This window comes from Sphingobacterium sp. ML3W, assembly GCF_000747525.1.
Lineage (GTDB): Bacteria > Bacteroidota > Bacteroidia > Sphingobacteriales > Sphingobacteriaceae > Sphingobacterium.
This window is the reverse complement of sequence record NZ_CP009278.1, coordinates 4,260,820-4,279,050: the sequence shown is the minus strand read 5'-3', so window position 1 is coordinate 4,279,050 and position 18,231 is coordinate 4,260,820. Positions and strand designations below refer to the sequence as shown.

Annotated in this window: 14 protein-coding genes and 1 pseudogene; 12 read left to right on the top strand and 3 right to left on the bottom strand. The window is 35.8% G+C overall.

The genetic code is table 11. The features are described from left to right. Positions 1-233 precede the first annotated feature (233 nt). From KO02_RS18365 to atpG, 9 genes are all read left to right on the top strand, one after another. The gene (locus KO02_RS18365) at positions 234-2,474 is read left to right on the top strand and encodes a helix-turn-helix domain-containing protein (RefSeq protein ID WP_038700655.1); all 2,241 of its coding nucleotides are present in this window, start codon (positions 234-236) and stop codon (positions 2,472-2,474) included. A 48-nt stretch (positions 2,475-2,522) separates the two neighbouring features. Beyond that, positions 2,523-2,744: an AtpZ/AtpI family protein gene (locus KO02_RS18360; RefSeq protein ID WP_038700654.1), complete on the top strand. Its 222-nt coding sequence runs from the start codon at positions 2,523-2,525 to the stop codon at positions 2,742-2,744. Further along, positions 2,737-3,141: a hypothetical protein gene (locus KO02_RS18355; protein WP_038700652.1), complete on the top strand. Its 405-nt coding sequence runs from the start codon at positions 2,737-2,739 to the stop codon at positions 3,139-3,141. The genes KO02_RS18360 and KO02_RS18355 overlap by 8 nt, the downstream gene beginning before the upstream one ends. A gap of 76 nt (positions 3,142-3,217) precedes the next feature. Then, entirely contained in the window at positions 3,218-4,306 is a 1,089-nt protein-coding gene (gene atpB, locus KO02_RS18350; RefSeq protein ID WP_038702969.1) for a F0F1 ATP synthase subunit A, read from the top strand. A 35-nt stretch (positions 4,307-4,341) separates the two neighbouring features. Beyond that, entirely contained in the window at positions 4,342-4,530 is a 189-nt protein-coding gene (atpE, locus tag KO02_RS18345) for an ATP synthase F0 subunit C (protein ID WP_021188666.1), read from the top strand. Between the two features lie 92 nt (positions 4,531-4,622). Beyond that, positions 4,623-5,123: a F0F1 ATP synthase subunit B gene (locus tag KO02_RS18340; protein ID WP_038700650.1), complete on the top strand. Its 501-nt coding sequence runs from the start codon at positions 4,623-4,625 to the stop codon at positions 5,121-5,123. Positions 5,124-5,154: 31 nt separating this feature from the next. Next, positions 5,155-5,700: a F0F1 ATP synthase subunit delta gene (locus KO02_RS18335; protein WP_038700648.1), complete on the top strand. Its 546-nt coding sequence runs from the start codon at positions 5,155-5,157 to the stop codon at positions 5,698-5,700. Positions 5,701-5,749: 49 nt separating this feature from the next. After that, entirely contained in the window at positions 5,750-7,324 is a 1,575-nt protein-coding gene (gene atpA, locus KO02_RS18330; protein WP_038700646.1) for a F0F1 ATP synthase subunit alpha, read from the top strand. A 79-nt stretch (positions 7,325-7,403) separates the two neighbouring features. Beyond that, the gene (gene atpG, locus KO02_RS18325; RefSeq protein ID WP_038700644.1) at positions 7,404-8,297 is read left to right on the top strand and encodes an ATP synthase F1 subunit gamma; all 894 of its coding nucleotides are present in this window, start codon (positions 7,404-7,406) and stop codon (positions 8,295-8,297) included. A 58-nt stretch (positions 8,298-8,355) separates the two neighbouring features. On the opposite strand, the gene KO02_RS18320 is transcribed toward atpG, so the two are convergent. From KO02_RS18320 to KO02_RS18310, 3 genes are read right to left on the bottom strand one after another with little or no spacing between them, the layout of a single operon-like run. After that, the gene (locus KO02_RS18320) at positions 8,356-8,844 is read right to left on the bottom strand and encodes a GDYXXLXY domain-containing protein (protein ID WP_038700642.1); all 489 of its coding nucleotides are present in this window, start codon (positions 8,842-8,844) and stop codon (positions 8,356-8,358) included. After that, complete coding sequence (locus KO02_RS18315; protein WP_038700640.1) at positions 8,831-9,922, bottom strand: DUF4401 domain-containing protein; 1,092 nt, start codon at positions 9,920-9,922, stop codon at positions 8,831-8,833. The genes KO02_RS18320 and KO02_RS18315 overlap by 14 nt, the downstream gene beginning before the upstream one ends. Then, positions 9,912-10,865 (bottom strand): DUF2157 domain-containing protein, encoded by a 954-nt coding sequence (locus KO02_RS18310; RefSeq protein ID WP_038700638.1) that lies wholly within the window; start codon positions 10,863-10,865, stop codon positions 9,912-9,914. The genes KO02_RS18315 and KO02_RS18310 overlap by 11 nt, the downstream gene beginning before the upstream one ends. Before the next feature lie 207 nt (positions 10,866-11,072). Between KO02_RS18310 and KO02_RS24405 the strand changes: the two are divergent. From KO02_RS24405 to KO02_RS18300, 3 genes and pseudogenes are all read left to right on the top strand, one after another. Then, a pseudogene (locus KO02_RS24405) lies at positions 11,073-11,321 on the top strand (hypothetical protein); the annotation flags it as partial. A gap of 12 nt (positions 11,322-11,333) precedes the next feature. Further along, complete coding sequence (locus KO02_RS18305) at positions 11,334-15,173, top strand: two-component regulator propeller domain-containing protein (RefSeq protein WP_158500312.1); 3,840 nt, start codon at positions 11,334-11,336, stop codon at positions 15,171-15,173. A gap of 178 nt (positions 15,174-15,351) precedes the next feature. Then, positions 15,352-18,216, top strand: a complete 2,865-nt coding sequence (locus KO02_RS18300; protein WP_038700634.1) for a TIM-barrel domain-containing protein — start codon at positions 15,352-15,354, stop codon at positions 18,214-18,216. The last annotated feature ends 15 nt before the right edge of the window (positions 18,217-18,231 follow it).

Genomic DNA, 18,231 nt, shown 5'->3' with positions numbered 1-18,231 from the left:
TTAGTGAGAATGTCGTTTATTTCAGTGCTAAATATAAAAAAAATCTTTTAAATAAAAATAGCATAAACGTTTTAGCTATTTTTTTTATTACACATGGGTCGTATTATTCGATTCCTAATTTATGCTAACCTTTGAGGAGTGTAAGTTGTGGTTGCTATAAATTGTAGCGTTGTTATCATTATATCCTCTCAGAATATTTGACTAGTTTTGTAATCCTACTTTAAAATATCAATATGTCAGAATTTAAAATCGATCGTGAAAATACGTCTTTTATGCAAGCTGTTGCTTTTGTTAATCAAACGAATCAGCATATTTTTCTTACGGGAAAGGCGGGTACAGGTAAAACGACATTTCTGAAATATATACGTGACCACAGTTATAAAAAAATGGCGATTACTGCGCCTACTGGTGTTGCAGCTATGAATGCGGGAGGGACAACGTTGCATTCGTTGTTTTGGTTGCCATTTGGAACTTTTATAGAAGACCACGAGTTGAAGTGGGATGAGCAAGATGGCCATATTTACAATAAGAGCCGATTGTTCAGCACCATTAAATTGACTAAACAACGCCGTACGATTCTTCAGGAGTTGGAATTGTTGGTGATTGATGAAGTTTCTATGGTTCGTGCTGATACATTAGATGCTATTAATGTAATTCTGCAGTCTGTACGTCGCGATATGCGTCCTTTTGGTGGTTTACAATTACTATTTATTGGAGATTTATATCAATTGCCACCAGTCGTTCGTGATCATGAGTGGCAGGTTCTTCGCAATCATTATAGTTCTGTTTTCTTTTTTAATGCTAAAGTTCTTCGCGACAACCCACCTATTTTATTGGAGCTGGATAAAATCTACCGTCAGCAGGATGAAGGATTTATTTCGATTTTAAATGCAATCCGAAACAATAACTGCGATACCGAAATGTTGCAGGAACTTAATACATATTATAAACCCGATTTTGAACCAAAGGAGGGAGATCAATTTATTACGCTTACATCACATAACCGTAATGCAGATGATATTAATGGTAAAGCATTGGCCAATCTGGCGGGGAAGATGCTTAATTTGAAAGCTGTGGTTAAGGATGAATTTTCTCAAGGGGCTTATCCAGCAGAAGAGATCCTTTCGTTGAAGATTGGTGCGCAGGTGATGTTTATTCGCAATGACACTGGTGAAGATCGGAAGTATTATAATGGTAAAATCGGTACTGTGAAGGATATTAATCTTCAAGCAGGAACGGTCGTTGTGACTTTTCCGGATGGAAGTGAGGAGGTAACTGCTAAAAGAGAAACCTGGGAAAACATCAAGTATAATTATGATAAGGGACAGGATCAGATAAAAGAAGAGGTATTGGGAACATTTTCACAATTCCCGTTACGGTTGGCTTGGGCTATTACTATCCACAAGAGCCAAGGCTTGACATTCGATAAAGCGATTATAGATGCAGGCACTTCGTTTGCAGCAGGGCAGGTGTATGTTGCTTTGAGTAGATTGACCAGTTTGAATGGACTTGTGCTGAAATCTATCATCCCTAACTATGCGATACGTACCGATAGTCAAGTGGTCGAATTTGCTTTACGGTCTTCATTTCAAACCGATGTTAAGGAAATTCTAGAGCAATGTCAAAGAACCTACTTGGCTCAAAATCTAATCCAATGTTTTCGTTGGGATTATCTGACCAGTTCTTGTCAAGAGCAGGTCGTGGCTTTAGCCGATCGTAATATTGATGGTAAAGTGGAGGCGGAAGCTTTCTGGTCTACCCTGCAGTCTAATTTGGCGACACAGGAAAAGGTAGCGCATAAATTTATCACGCAATTATACGAATTGTTGAAAAAGACCGATCAACATGTGGACTATGCCTTGATCTGTGAGCGTACGACCTCTGCTGTGAATTGGTTTTTGCCAAAAATGGATCAAGATCTGATTTCGGCATTGGAAAAGCATGTTAAAGATTGGCAGATTAAGAAACGTACAAAAAAATATATCGACGAGGCTAAGGAGTTATTGTTGGATTTTAAGCGCAAGAGGGAGCAGCTGCAACAATGTTTGATTATTGCTGATGCACTCTCGAAAAAAGATGATTTTCAGGAAGCTTTAGAGCAAGTGCAGGAACAATCTAAAACAAAGGAAAAAGAAGATCTAGTCGTACAGAAAGAAGAGGGAGAAAGTGCTAAAAAGCTAGATACCAAACAAGTGACTTTGGAACTGTATAAGGATGGTGCTACCATTGAAGAAATTGCGGTAAAAAGAGGGATGGTTGCGGGTACTATTTATGGTCATTTAATTCATTATGTGGGTACAGAAGTGGAAGCTACTGAATTGATTGAGCAAGATAAATTGGAGCTTATCGTTAATGCAATAAAGGCAAATCCAGGAAAATCATCATCAGAATTAAAGATGATATTAGGCGCAAGTGTGGATTATCCGCATATTAAAATCGGACAAAAAGTTTTAGAAACTCCACTTCATGATTAAGATGTTTCAAAATATGTGTATGTTTGTAAAAGTTAGCTATAAATAGCCATGGGAAAGTCTAATAAGAACCCAAATAAATGGATGGTTTTTATATCATTACCATTTCAAATGGGTGTTACCATTTATTTGATGTATTTGTTAGGCACATGGTTAGATGAGAAGTACCATTTTTCTAATGGTCTTGCCATGAAAATATGTACATTTATTGGTATTTTCGCCTCACTTTATCATTTTATACGAGAAGCTAATCGATTGAATAGAGATGAATAATTACATAAAATTTATTGCCCTACTTTTAATTTTTACTGTTGTCCTATTTGGGGTGCACCATTACGCGTTACCTTCATTTGGAATAGCAGACTTTAAAAGTCTTACCGGTTTTGAGTTATATAGTTTGTATACATTTGAATCGCTTGCATCGTTGGTTATACTGATTGTTATTTTGATTTCTGATGCGGTGATGCCTAAAAATTTAGGTTTTATTTTTTTAGGATTGATCACACTCAAAGCTGCATTGAGTTATGTGTATTTTAGAGCGGGAATGAATCATTCATCCGATGATATCTTCGAATATAATTTTTTAGTCGTCTTTTTTCTTTTCTTATTTTTTGACGTATTAGTTGCTTTTAAGGTCATAAATAAGGATGTCGAATCAGTCAATAAGTAGTTTTAATAAAAAGTTCAAATTAATCGCAAAAATTGACAATAATATTGTATTTTTGCGCAAAAATAAAAAACAGAACATGGGGAGCGTTAAGAAAGCATTTCTTTTTTTTGCAGTGATTTTATTTGCTGTTAATCCGTTTTTGGCTAAAGCTAATGAAGTAAGCGAAGAGCCTAAATCTCAAAGTGAGGAAATCTCATCTTACATCGAGCATCACTTGCAAGATGATCATTATTTTTCATTATTCACAGATAAAGAGGCGGGTAAAACTTTTGGGTTCCCATTACCTGTTATCTTGATTGATGGAGGAATTAAAGTGTTTATGTCTTCAGAATTCAATTTTGGACAGAATGTTGTAGAGAAAGATGGTCAGTTTTACAAATTGTATCATGGAAAAATATACAAGACAGATGCTGCAGGAACACTTAATTACGACGAAGCACATCATCCAACAAATGAAAAAGCATTAGATTTTTCAATTACAAAAAATGTTGTCGGTTTACTTTTAACTACTGTATTGTTGTTTTGGGGCTTTTTAGGCTTAGCAAACACATACAAGAAAGGTGCTAACAACTTGCCAAAAGGTTTTGGACGCGTATTAGAGCCTATGGTACTGTACGTACGTGATGAGATGGCTATTCCAAATATCGGTCACCGTTATAGAGAGTTTATGCCCTATTTGTTATCGGTGTTTTTTATGATATTGGTTTTAAACCTTTTGGGTTTAACTCCGCTAGGGTTTAACGTAACGGGTAATATCACGGTTACTTTTTGTCTAGCGATCTTTACATTTTTATTTATCAATCTTAAAGCAAATAAGGATTATTGGAAACATATCTTCTGGATGCCAGGAGTACCAGTTCCTTTTAAAATTGCTTTAATGCCAATCGAGTTTTTGGGTTTGTTCACAAAACCATTCTCTTTAATGGTTCGTTTATTTGCCAACATTACGGCAGGTCACACTGTAGTAATGGGTTTAATTGCCGTTGTTTATTTGCTGCAAGAGCAGCTATCGGTAGGCGGAAGTATCGGTGTTTCATTGTTACTGACAAGTTTCCTTATGGTAGTTGAAATTTTAGTTGCATTTTTACAAGCGTTTATTTTCACCATGTTGTCGTCCCTATTTATCGGAATGGCTGTTGAAGAACACAACGAGGCACATCACTAAGAATTTTTTGTTTAATTATATTTAAATCATTTATTATGTACAATTTAATTGGAGCAGGTTTAATCGTTATCGGAGCAGGATTAGGTCTAGGTAAAATCGGTGGTTCAGCAATGGAAGCAATTGCTCGCCAACCAGAAGCAGCTAGTAAAATCCAAACTGCGATGATCATTATCGGAGCCTTATTAGAAGGTTTAGCTTTCGGTGCGTTATTATTAGGTAAATAATCACCCAATGAATTTAAAAGTATTATTTATGACGGTTGGTCATAGATAATACTTTCAATTAGACGAAATACAAAAAATATTATCATACATCAATGGAAAAATTAATAGAACAGTTTTCATTTGGTTTGTTTTTCTGGCAAGTCATCATCTTATTAATCATTATCTTTTTATTAGGCAAGTTTGCTTGGAAACCTATCATAGCTGCATTAGCGGAGCGTGAACAAGGTATTTCTGAGGCTTTGGAATCTGCTGAAAAAGCTAAATTAGAGATGGCTCGTTTAACAAACGAAAATGAGTCTTTATTGAAGGAAGCTCGCGTAGAACGTGATTTAATCCTGAAGGAAGCAAAAGAAATAAAAGATAAGATTGTTGCTGAAGCTAAAACCATCGCGCAAACCGAAGGTGCGAAAATGATTGCTCAGGCTTCGGTTGAAATCAACGAGCAAAAAAATAAGGCTATGGCTGAGGTGAAAGATCAAGTTTCTACTTTGGCATTGGATATCGCTCGCAAAGTATTAAGCAAAGAATTTGAAGACCAAAATAAGCAAGAGATGTTAATCGCAGATTTGCTTAAAGACGTAAAAGTAAACTAATCGGTCATTCAAATTTTATCATTAAAGAAGTATGTCAGTATTTAAAGTAGCATCGAGATACGCAAAGTCATTAATTGATTTGGCAAATGAACAAGGTAGTTTGGACGCTATCAAAACAGATATGGAACAATTTATCGCTGTTTTGAAAGCTAATCCTGAGCTACGTGCAGTATTGTCTAATCCAATCATTAAATTGGATAAGAAAGTAAATATCTTAGAGGCATTATTTAAAGATAAAATCAATCCCGCTATTTTATCATTCTTCAATATTATGATCCAAAAGGGTCGTGCTGAAGTAATTGAAGCTGCTGCTCATGAATTTATTCGTGCGTACAATGAGGTAAAAGGAATTGTAAATGCTACAGTTACATCTGCGGCACCACTTTCTGATACTAATTTATCAGAATTAAAAGCAATTATTGCAAATCAAATCAATGCACAGGTGTTGATTACTAATAAAATTGATCAATCGTTGATCGGTGGATTTGTAATCACTATTGGTGACAAACAATATGATGCAAGTATTGCAGGTAAATTAAATAGATTAGAAAGATATTTTGAAGGTCAACGCGCATAGCGTTGATTTTAACATTTAATAAAATCAAGAACCCCTTATAATAATAACAATGATAGAGGTAAGACCAGATGAGGTTTCGGCAGTTTTAAGAGAACAATTGTCGGGCTTTAAATCAGAAGCCGAACTAGAGGAAGTTGGTACCGTACTTAGTATTGGTGACGGTATTGCTCGTATTTACGGCTTAACTAAAGTTCAGTCCGGTGAATTGGTTGAATTTGATAACGGATTACAAGGTATCGTATTAAACTTAGAAGAAGATAACGTTGGTGTTGTACTTTTAGGTCCTTCAGACATCGTGAAAGAAGGTGATACTATCAAACGTACGAATCGTATAGCATCTATTAAAGTAGGTGAAGGTATGTGTGGTCGTGTTGTAAATACATTAGGCCAGCCAATTGATGGTAAAGGACCTATTACAGGTGAAACATATGAAATGCCAATCGAGCGTAAAGCTCCAGGTGTATTGTTCCGTCAACCGGTAACTGAGCCATTACAAACAGGTATCAAAGCAATTGATGCCATGATTCCAGTAGGACGTGGACAACGTGAGTTAGTAATCGGTGACCGTCAAACAGGTAAAACTGCTGTATGTATCGATACGATCTTAAACCAAAAGGAATTTTATGATGCAGGTCAACCTGTATATTGTATTTATGTTGCTGTTGGTCAAAAGAATTCTACAGTTGCGAACATCGTTCGTACTTTAGAAGAGCGTGGTGCTATGGCATATACAATTGTTGTTGCTGCTTCAGCTGCTGATCCAGCTCCATTACAGTTTTATGCGCCAATGGCGGGTGCTGCAATCGGAGAATTCTTCCGTGATACAGGTCGTCCAGCGTTAATCGTATATGATGATTTATCAAAACAAGCGGTAGCTTACCGTGAGGTTTCTTTATTATTGAAAAGACCTCCGGGACGTGAAGCATACCCAGGTGATGTATTCTATTTACATAGTCGTCTATTAGAAAGAGCTGCGAAAATCAATGCTTCTGACGAGATTGCTAGAAATATGAATGACCTTCCTGAGTCTATCAAACACTTGGTAAAAGGTGGTGGTTCATTAACTGCTCTTCCTATTATCGAGACTCAAGCGGGTGACGTTTCTGCTTATATCCCTACAAACGTAATTTCAATTACTGATGGTCAGATTTTCTTAGAATCTAACTTGTTTAACGCGGGTATTCGTCCAGCGATTAACGTAGGTATCTCTGTATCACGTGTAGGTGGTAACGCGCAGATCAAACCGATGAAAAAGGTTGCAGGTACATTAAAATTAGACCAAGCACAATACCGTGAGCTAGAAGCTTTCTCGAAATTTGGATCTGATTTAGATGCAGCAACAAAAGGAGTTTTGGACAAAGGTATTCGTAACGTTGAGATTTTGAAACAAGCTCAATATTCTCCAGTTTCTGTTGAAAAACAAGTAGCGATTATTTATGCGGGTACAAAAGGTTTATTCCGTTCTGTTCCAGTAAATAAAGTGAGAGAATTTGAAGAAGAGTACTTAACGTTGTTAGAGCAACGTCATCCAGAGGTTTTAAACGCTTTTAAAGCGGGTAAATTCTCTGATGAGTTAACTTCAGTATTAGAAACAGTAGCTAAAGATTTAGCATCAAAATATTAATTAGATATGAGTATAGAGTATTGAGTATAGCGAGTTATACTCAATACACAGTACTCAATACTCAAATCTCAAATTAAATATGGCAAATTTAAAAGAAGTAAGAATCCGTATCGCGTCGGTAACATCAACACAGCAGATTACTAAAGCGATGAAAATGGTGTCTGCAGCGAAATTAAAACGTGCTACTAATGCAATTGTTCAATTGCGTCCGTATGCGAATAAACTTCGTGAGATTTTGGCAGATGTATCTGCAAGTGTAGAAGGAAGTAATTCTCCTTACACTGTAGATCGTGAACCAAATAAAGTGTTGATTATTGTTGTTTCTTCAAATAGAGGTTTGGCTGGTGCTTTTAATGCGAATGCAATCAAGACTACTAATAAGTTAGTTGCTGAAAAATATGCCGATCAATTACGTAAAGGTGATGTGAGTATCATCGCTGTAGGTAAGAAAGGTTATGATTTCTATGCTAAAAGGCCTGCTTATAATATTATTGCCAATCATAGTGATTTATTCGGTGATTTGAATTTTGAAAACACTTCAAAAATCACTGAATTTGTAATGGAACAATTCAAAGAAGGTACCTTTGATCGTGTAGAAGTGGTTTATAACCAATTCAGGAATGCAGCGGTACAAATCTTGACTTCTGAGCAAATATTACCATTACTTCCTTCGGAGGAGAACCTTTCGGCTAAGGAAAAAACTGCTGAGGTTGATTATATTATCGAACCTTCAAAAGAGAAGATCATCGAGGAATTAATTCCTAAAGCTATTAAAACCCAATTATACAAAGCTATTCTGGATTCTCATGCTTCTGAGCATGGGGCTCGTATGACTGCAATGGACAAAGCAACTGATAACGCTGGGGATTTGTTAAAAGCATTGAAGCTTTCATACAACCAAGCTCGTCAGGCTGCTATTACAACAGAATTGACAGAGATTGTTTCTGGTGCTGCAGCATTGTCAAATGGATAATAAAGCTTAATAATAAAAACATAAAAGGCGATGAATTATATTCATCGCCTTTTATGTTTTATTCAATGAATTTTTCCTTTTCATTATAAAGTCCAATCAATAAACTATTTCCTTTTTCATCTACTCTAAGTCCTCCAAACTTAGCATGTTCATACTTTACAGCATGCCCTTCTTGAAAGAAATATGATTCGGCGCCAATGTTTAAGGCGTTTCTATTGGATAAGGTATATTTTATTAATATTTCGCCTTTGTTTAGGGGGAGTGCATCGTCTTGTATCCGAATTCCTTTCGCTATACCTTGCTCATTCAACCTAACAACGAGATAACCTCTCGGGGCGGCTGTATGTAGGTCTATGCTGTCTGCGATACTATACCTTAAACGCATATAATCACCTTGCATAAGTGATCTAGGATCTACAGGTGCCAATGCTAGAAGAATGAGTTTTCCATGTCTTAATGTGCGTTCTTTTTCGATTACTGTATAGCTAAAATAAGCGATTATTGCCAGTAGATTAACAGCGATTATCCAGTTTCTATAATTCTTCATGTTGGTCTTTAGTGATGTTGATAACAAAATATGCGGCTATAAATAATGCTCCTGAGGCAAGTAATAGGATGGACTTGGTCAATAATGTAAAGTTGAGATTGTAGTAAAAATGCCATAGAAAAAATGGCATTGCAATTATGGACAATGAAAGACCAAACTTATATTGATAATAGAAGCATAGTAAAATAAGGAAAATGGATGCTGATATTCCCGGATTGATTATAGTTGCAATTAAAATCATTAAGCTTAGTGTATAGATCGTGATGCGCAATTTTGTATTAGTGATACCAAGTTTGAGCATGATTTTGTGAATCATATATATAATTGCAACCGCATAGGTAATCGATGTTAGATATAAGGCTATTGAGCTAGTGTTTACGCTATTTTCATAGGTGTCGAAATGTGAAAGTACAATGTACGCTGTTGTTGCTAAGGTGGATAAGAATAATGCTGTTCGTAAAGGTTGTTGAATTTGACTGATGAAGTTTCGTTTCGAAATTATGAATGCTTCATGATTTGAAATTAAGAATAAGGCGACTACGATTAAAGCATTAGCAAATGCGAAGTAAATCATATTTTCAAAGTTATTAGCTATTAAAGCAAATATGGCGTAAATGATACAAAGCATATTAAGAAGAGATAAGAGATAGCGCTGCACGATTACGAGTGTGCATGAGCTAATCACTATACATAATACTAATATCAAGTTTGTATTATTTGTATCGAGACCATAAATCAACATCCAGCCTCCTACTGCGTACAATGTTATACTCGCAGTGTCAATGATAATACTGCTATATTTTTTAAGGCCTACTATCGAAAGGATTAGTAATAGGGCACCACTGATAATCAGGTTTAATTTTTCATCCAACAGATTGAGAAATAGTAATGCAGCTAAAAAACTTAAAACACTTAGGATAATTCCAAGTATCGACAATATTTTTATGGCTATGTTGGTTCTATTTTCTTTCAGATGCTGATACTCTTCAACGACTTTTTGATTATTGATTTGAAATCCAGCTTCGCTATCGTGGGTTAGTGCCTCTATCTTTTTTAATAGTTCTTGATTATTTGTCATTGTTCCACTTTCTTTGAAGAGTTAGTAATAATTTAATAATTGCCGTTGTCGCAATAATGACAACAATACTGACCAGGATTAAGACAGCTTCGTTTTCAAAAATTTTAATCAGTAGACTATTGATTAGGATTAATAGACTGAATGATATGGTCGCTATAAAGAAAGTACTTTTAGTCGAGAGTGCGTAAATTATGCCGTATATAAAGAAACCGAGCGTACCGGAGGTTAATAATAAACCTTCTGGAAATTTAGCGTAAAAAATTATATCGATCATACCAATGGTAGCTATCGTAGTGACTATAAGTACCAACGTATTTCTAAACCAGAGTGGAATGTTGTTATTTTTCCTTTTACTGTAAATTAGGAGTGCGACCAAGGTAATACCATTGATGAGAAAAATAAGTGTTGTTAATGCATTCGTATCAAAATTGTTCTGTACTTGTTCATTGAACAGTATGATTGTGGTATTGAATAAAATCATATATAGGAGCCAAAGGGGATAGAAATTAATTGCTAAGACCCAGATGGTAATGAACAGTGTCCAAGCTAGAAAAAAATCATAGGCATTAGCTCCAGTTTGATATATTTGGCCAAATATTGCAAATAATAGCCCTACGATTACTGAAGCAGCGGTAAGAAGCATATTTTTATAAGACTCCTTTATCTTTAATTGGATTCCACAAACTACAGTCGTTATAAGTAAGATAAGTACAATTCCAATTTTCATGAACTTATTGAGGTCAGCCCAATTGTATGCAAAGAAAAATATGACTCCAGATACAAAAAATCCTATTCCTAATATGAGTAAAAATAGATTTATGAATTTTCTCCAATCTTCGTTGTTCGCATATACATATTGTTCTAGGAGCTTTTTTATCTGCTCTTTTGATCTATTACTGTGTTTGCTAGTAATAGATATGTCTTCTCGATCTATTTTTTCCATTACTAAATTTAATAATAAATTGTAGGATTTGATTGTCTAATTATTGAAAACCGTCTATTCGTAGCGATAGGCTGTTAATGGATAGCATGATTCTGCATATTACGTTGAATAAGCATGTTCCGATAAAGTAACCACTTGGTTTATCGATATAAGTTGATGCCTGATAGCTAAACTGCTAGATTGGTTTACATTTAATCAATCGCAAATATGCGATGTGATGGCAATAAACATTTGTCTGGGAATATTTTCTTTTTATTTAATTATATTTTTGCTATCATTGGTGCTAAACTACTAATTGTAAATTTGATGCTCCGTAATGCCCTACTTTTGAGCTTTATGCTTATTTTTTCATGGATTACTAATTTTTGTTTCAGTCAAGGTATAGGCTATTCTTTTAAAAATATTACATCAGATCAAGGTTTAGTTCATAATCATATTAATTGTACGCTACGAGATCAGTATAACTATATGTGGTTTGGTACAGAATCTGGATTGAGTAGATTTGATGGACTTCAATTTACAAATTTTCGTTATTCATCCAACAAAGGTTCTGGGTTGAGTAGCAATCCCATTTCAGGATTATTTGAGGGACCTGAGGGACAAATATGGATTCGTACGCATTCGAAAATGAATGTATATGATCAAAAAAGAGGAACTATTACTCAAAATATTGACTCTATTCTACGTATTTGGAATCTACCTTCTGGCGACCCAGAGATTATTCGTTCTTTCGGCAATAATGAATTCGCGGTCTTATATAAAGATAGTTCACTTGTTTTATTCGATACTCAATTAAAAAAAGCAAGATTTTTCCCATCCATAAAAGGTCGAAAAATTGTTGATGTTTTGAATTTCTCGAAAGAATCTTTTTGGGTTGTATATGACAATGGCTTGGTTCAATTAATCCATAATAGATCTTGGAAACGAATAAAGGAATTTGCTTTGCCGGTTGATATACAGCGTGTTAATTATCGTCTTTTTATAGATGGAGAAGGAGATTTGTGGGTGCATTCAAAAGATATCCCAATAGGTGCATTTTGGATTAAAGATGGATCAAATGAAATCATTCCTATTAAAGAACGGCTGTCAAATGTTTTTGTTGGAAATATTGTTCAAGATGAGCATGGTTTGATTTGGTTAGCTACTGATCATGGGGGAATCAATGTGTTTGATAAGAAGACGGGATCTATTGACATTATAGGTCATGAAGAATATAATTTAAGAAGTTTGCCTTACAACAGTATCACTTCTCTTTATAAGGATCCAAAAGGGATAATCTGGGTTGGAACGTATAAGGGTGGAATAAGTTATTATCATCCAAACTTATTGTTATTTCCTGTTTACCAAAATTATGCTGGCAATTCTAAAACATTACCTTTTGATGATGTTAATCGTTTTATTCAAGATGATCATGATAATTTATGGATCGGTACGAATGGTGGTGGTTTACTCCATTATGATGTTGAAAATAAAATCTATAAGCAATATAAACACGATCCGAGCGATCAAAATTCCATACCTAGTGATGTTGTAGTAAGTCTCTATTTGGATAATAAGAATATACTTTGGGTAGGTACTTATCATGGAGGATTGAGCCGATTCGATGGTAAAACGTTTAAAACATATGATAAGGGTACTGGACCAGCTCGTTTACCGGGGGATAGTGTATGGGAAATATTTGAAGATTCAAGAGGACGCTTCTGGATAGGAACGTTATCTGCTGGTCTATATTTGTTTAATCAGGAACATGAAAGATTTTTTCCGTTCCGTTCTCGTGAGGGAAAGCCTATTTCCAGTACATATGTGTCAGTTCTGTTTGAAGATTCTAAAAAAAACATTTGGGTTGGAACTGCTACCGGTATTGAATTGATTACACCAAATGGTCAAATTAAACATATTAATGAAAGAGAAGGGAAATTACGTCTTTCTAATGATTTGATTTATGATATCAAGGAGGATGAGTTGGGGCATATTTGGGTGGCTACGCAGGAGGGTATAAATATTATTCAAAATGATACTATCCGATATTTGAATATGGGGGATGGGTTAATCGATAATGGTATATTGACATTGGTTTTAGATAACAAGAATAACATGTGGGCATCCTCGGCAAAGGGTTTGTCTGAAATCGTTCCCATTAAAGATGCTAGTCAATTTGTAATTCGTAATTTTAATAAGGAGCAAGGGCTTCAGAGCAATGTATTTAATGAAAATTCGGCTTTGAAGATGCGTAATGGACAACTTATATTTGGTGGGCCCAAGGGGTATAATATCATTGACCCTAATATGATCTGGGGTTCAAAGGAAAATTTAAGACCTGTATTATCTAATATCTATCTTTTTAATCGCAAAATAAATGTTGGTGAACGCTTAAATGGTCAGGTTATTCTTAATGAGTCGTTGATTGATGTGAAGAAATTAAAACTTCCATATAATCAAAATGCTATTTCACTTGAATTATCATCATTTAATTATTTGCAACAGGATAATCGTATATATCAGTACCAGCTGGATGGATTAAGTGATGAATGGTTTGATTTTGAGACTGGTACCATGAAAGCAAATTTTACCAATCTCGATTCAAAATCATATAAATTTTATATTAGGCATTCTGTGGATAATGAAAGTTGGTCTGAGAAAACATTATTATTGACACTTGCTATAGCGCCTCCTTTTTGGAAATCGTCGTGGGCATTATTGCTCTATGTACTGGTTTTGATCTCTTGTGCTTACTTATGGCAGGCTTGGTTGAAATTACGTTCAAAGACCAGAAACCAATTGATTTTGGTGACTGAACAGGCTTTACAGGCAAGAGAGCTGGACGAGTTGAAAACTCGTTTTTTCACCAATGTAAGTCACGAGTTTAGGACTCCGATCAGTTTAATCTTAACACCTTCTGAGCAGCTTCTGCAAAAGGAAACAGATGTGCAGAAGAAGGAAGATTTAAGGCTGATCAATAAGAATGCTTCGCGTTTATTGATTTTGGTTAATCAATTGTTGGATTTTAGAAAGTTAGAAAAAAATCAGATTAACCGTATGGATGAATATGGTGATTTGATTCTTTTTAATAAAGAACAGATTGCACCATTTTTCCAATTGGCCGAAGTAAATTCTCTGTATATAGAGGCAAGTTATGACCGGGAGCATTATCTAGGTAATTTTGATAAAGGGAAAATTGAAAGTATCCTTTTCAATTTACTGTCAAATGCAATTAAATTTAGTAAGTCTGGAGGTAAGGTGACTGTTGGGGTTACTATTGAGGAACAAATTAATGATTTTGATGTTTGGCGATTAGAAATTAAGGACGAAGGTCCTGGGATACCCGAAGAATACCAATCTCGAATTTTTGATCGTTATTTTCAATATGATGTAAAGAATGGCCGTTTGAATCAAGGGACAGGTATTGGTCTTTCTATCGTTAAGGATTATGTGGAGTTTCTGAATGGAAATATTTCAATTGATAGTGTAGAGGGGCGGGGAACTAGTTTTGTTGTCGCAATACCAATAGAGACGGTCAGTATGCCCATAGCGGTTGCGTCAGACCACACGGCCAAGAAAAATCAAATTTTGCTCATTGAGGATCATCTGGAATTTTTAGATTATTTGAAAAGAAATTTAACGGATGAATTTCTTATTGATGGTGTTTGCTCTGTTAAGGAGGCGAAGGATTACCTGTCTCAAAAAGAATATGATTTGGTCATTGCTGATATTCAATTACCGGATGAAAGTGGAATTGATTTTTGCACTTATTTGAAATCATCGGACCGCTACCGACATATTCCTGTTCTTATGGTTACAGCAGTCATGGATGAGCATATTCAACTACAGGCTCTTCGAGCCGGTGCTTCTGATTATATTCTCAAACCATTTAATTTTGAATTGTTGAAATCAAAAATTGCGAGTGTGCTGAATCAAAAATCTTCGCTCGTTAAGAAATATCAAAAACAAATCGCTATAGAACTTAGTCAACCTGAGATTGAATCTGCCGATGAGAAATTTATTCGGGAAGTAATTATTGAAGTCGAACGGGATTTGTCAGACTCGACTTTATCTGTCGAAATATTGGCAGGAAGAATGCATATGACTCGGGTAGGTCTTTATAAAAAAATATTAGCCATTACGGGGTATTCTCCGACGGAGTATATTAGGTATATCCGATTGAAAAGAGCAATGCATCTTATACAGCATTCAAAATTTTCAATTTCTGAAATTGCGTATGAAGTAGGGTTTGGCAATCCAAAACAATTTAGTAAATATTTTAAGACCACTTTTGGGAACTTACCATCTTATTATCGTAAAATACTGTAGTGTAGTGTCTTGTCTTGTTTATTAAAATTCCTTTGTCAGGTCTGTTAACATAATGTACCCCAATTGTTAACAAATGATACCCCTACTAGCGGCCTGTACATACCTATATTTGACCTTACCAATTGATATGGTAAAGGGAAAAATACCAATAAAATAAACCAATAAATCATTTTTATATATGCAAAACCTAAAGTTTGCTTTGAGCGGTATTATGCTATTTGCTCTAGTCCATCATGGAAATGGACAGGTAAGCAAATCAAATTTTATTAAAACGCAGTCTGGCGTAAAGGTCAGTTTTAAAGAGTCCGAGACTGCTATTGATCAGGATGTCTATCTTGATGCTATTACCGACAACATTATTCGCGTTACTGCTCTACCTTATGGTAATCCATTTCCTACGCAAGCGAGTTTGGTCATTGTGGATTCATTGCACCGTGATCTTAAATCATTTGCAGTTCAATCCACCGATTCGACTGTAAACTTGACAACAGCAGATCTTATTGCCAAAGTTTCATTATTCAGTGGTAAAGTCGAATTTTTCGATTTATCAGGGAAAAGAGTGTTTAGTGAGTCCAAAAGAAATGCAGATGCATTTATTGCAGATAGCTATAGTGGCGATGCTTTTTACAAATTGAATCAAGATTTTGTTGTTGACACGACTGAGGGTATATATGGATTAGGGCAACATCAAAGCGCTGTAATGAATTACAATCGCGGTAAACAAGTGACTTTACTACAATATAATACTGAAATTGGAATACCCTTTTTGATTTCGACAAACAACTATGGGCTGCTATGGCACAACTATTCGATCACGAAAGCGGGAGATGTACGTTCTTTATTACCACTCAATGCATTTAAATTGACTTCTAAGGAAGGGGAACAAGGATGGTTGACAGCAACCTACATCAATAAGAATAAACCTGATGAGGTTTTCACATCACGTCCGGAATCGATTATTGAATATGGTTACTTGACCGATCAGCATAAGTTTCCCAAAGATGTAAAACTGGTAGATAGCAAGGTCATCTATGAAGGCCGTATTTCGTCGCCATACTCAGGTAAACACATTCTTCATTTTAAATACTCAGGCTATATGAAAGTTTGGATAGATGGGGAGTTGGTTGCCGACCGTTGGAGGCAATCTTGGAATGCGGGAACTTTTGAAATTGAGCGCGAGTTCAATAAAGGTGTTGATCATGATATTCGTATGGAATGGTTACCCGATGGAGGAGAATCTTATTTCACCTTAAATTGGCAAAGCCCTATCCCAGAACAACGTAAAAATCTGTTCTCCTTTAATTCTGAAGCGGGGGATGCCATTGATTATTATTTTGTACATGGAAAATCTATGGATGATGTAGTATCTGGGTATCGACAATTATCAGGAAAAGCGCCAATAATGCCGTTGTGGAGTTTTGGCTTTTGGCAAAGTCGGGAACGTTATAAAACGCAGGCCGAGGTGGAAGAGGTGGCTTCAGAATTCCGTAGGAGAAAAATTCCCATTGATAATATCGTACAGGATTGGTCTTATTGGTCTGAACCTGATTGGGGAAGTCAAAAATTTGATCAAAAACGCTTCCCTGATGCATCTGGAATGATTAAAAAATTGCACGACCAAAATTATAGGTTGATGATTTCGGCATGGCCCAAAATCAATGAAGAGTCTTCCGTATACAATCTGTTTAAGGATAACAAATGGATTTACACCCGAAATATTTATGATGGACGTAAAGATTGGATTGGAAAGGGGTATACATCTACTTTTTATGATCCATTTAATCAAGGCGCGCGCGATGGGTTTTGGCAATTATTGGATAAAAATCTTTTCCAAATAGGTGTAGATGCTTGGTGGATGGATGCCAGCGAACCTGATGTTCATTCAAATATTGATCTGGATGAGCGTAAGTCGGTATTTCAACCAAGTATAGGGTCATCTGTTCGTTATTACAACGCATTCCCGCTACAAAATGCCAAAGGAATCTATGAGGGGCAACGAGAAACTGACCCAAATAAGCGGGTATTTATTTTAACTCGTTCATTTTTTGCTGGACAACAGCGGTATGCCGCAGCCGCATGGAGTGGAGACATCGCTTCGAGATGGCATGATATGAAAGATCAGATCTCCGCAGGAATTAATTTCTCGATGTCTGGAACACCCTACTGGACCATGGATGCTGGAGGTTTCTTAGTAGAGAATAGGTTCCATGAGCCGAATACAACTGATCAGGAAGAATGGCGTGAAATGAATACAAGATGGTTTCAATATGGAACTTTCTTACCCATATTTCGTGCTCATGGTCAGTTTCCATATCGTGAACCTTTTAATATTGCCCCAGAAAATCATCCTGCTTATAAAAGCATGGTCTATTACATCAATCTTAGGTATAGGCTGCTGGCTTATAATTACAGCTTAGCGGCAAAGACTTTCTTTGATGATTATTCGATGATTCGTGGACTGGCGATGGATTTCCCTAAGGATAAGAATGGTTTTGATATTAATGATCAATACTTATGGGGACCATCTTTATTGATCAATCCAGTTACTGAAATGGGGGCTACTTCTAGAACAGTACATTTACCAGAGGGGATGGATTGGTATAATTTATATACCGGACAGGTCACTAGCGGGGGACAAAATATTGTGGTCCAAGCTTCCTATGATCGTATGCCTGTCTTTGTAAAAGCGGGATCAATCTTACCCGTAGGTGAGACCATGCAATATACATCGGAAAGAAAACAAGATTTAATCGATCTCTATGTTTACGATGGCGCTGATGGGCAATTTTCGATTTATGAAGATGAGGGAGTCAATTATAATTATGAGCAAGGAAAATATGCTCGTATCGACCTAAGGTTTGATAACAAGACTAAAACATTGTTTTTAGCAGATCGCATTGGCACGTTTGACGGTATGTTGAACGATCGGAAATTCAATGTCATCTTTGTCGATGCTGAGCATGCCACGGGGATAGACTTAAAAGCTAAAAAGTCAAAGATGATTTCTTATACGGGTAAATCGTTAAAGACTAAATTAAAATAATAACCACCAATTTTT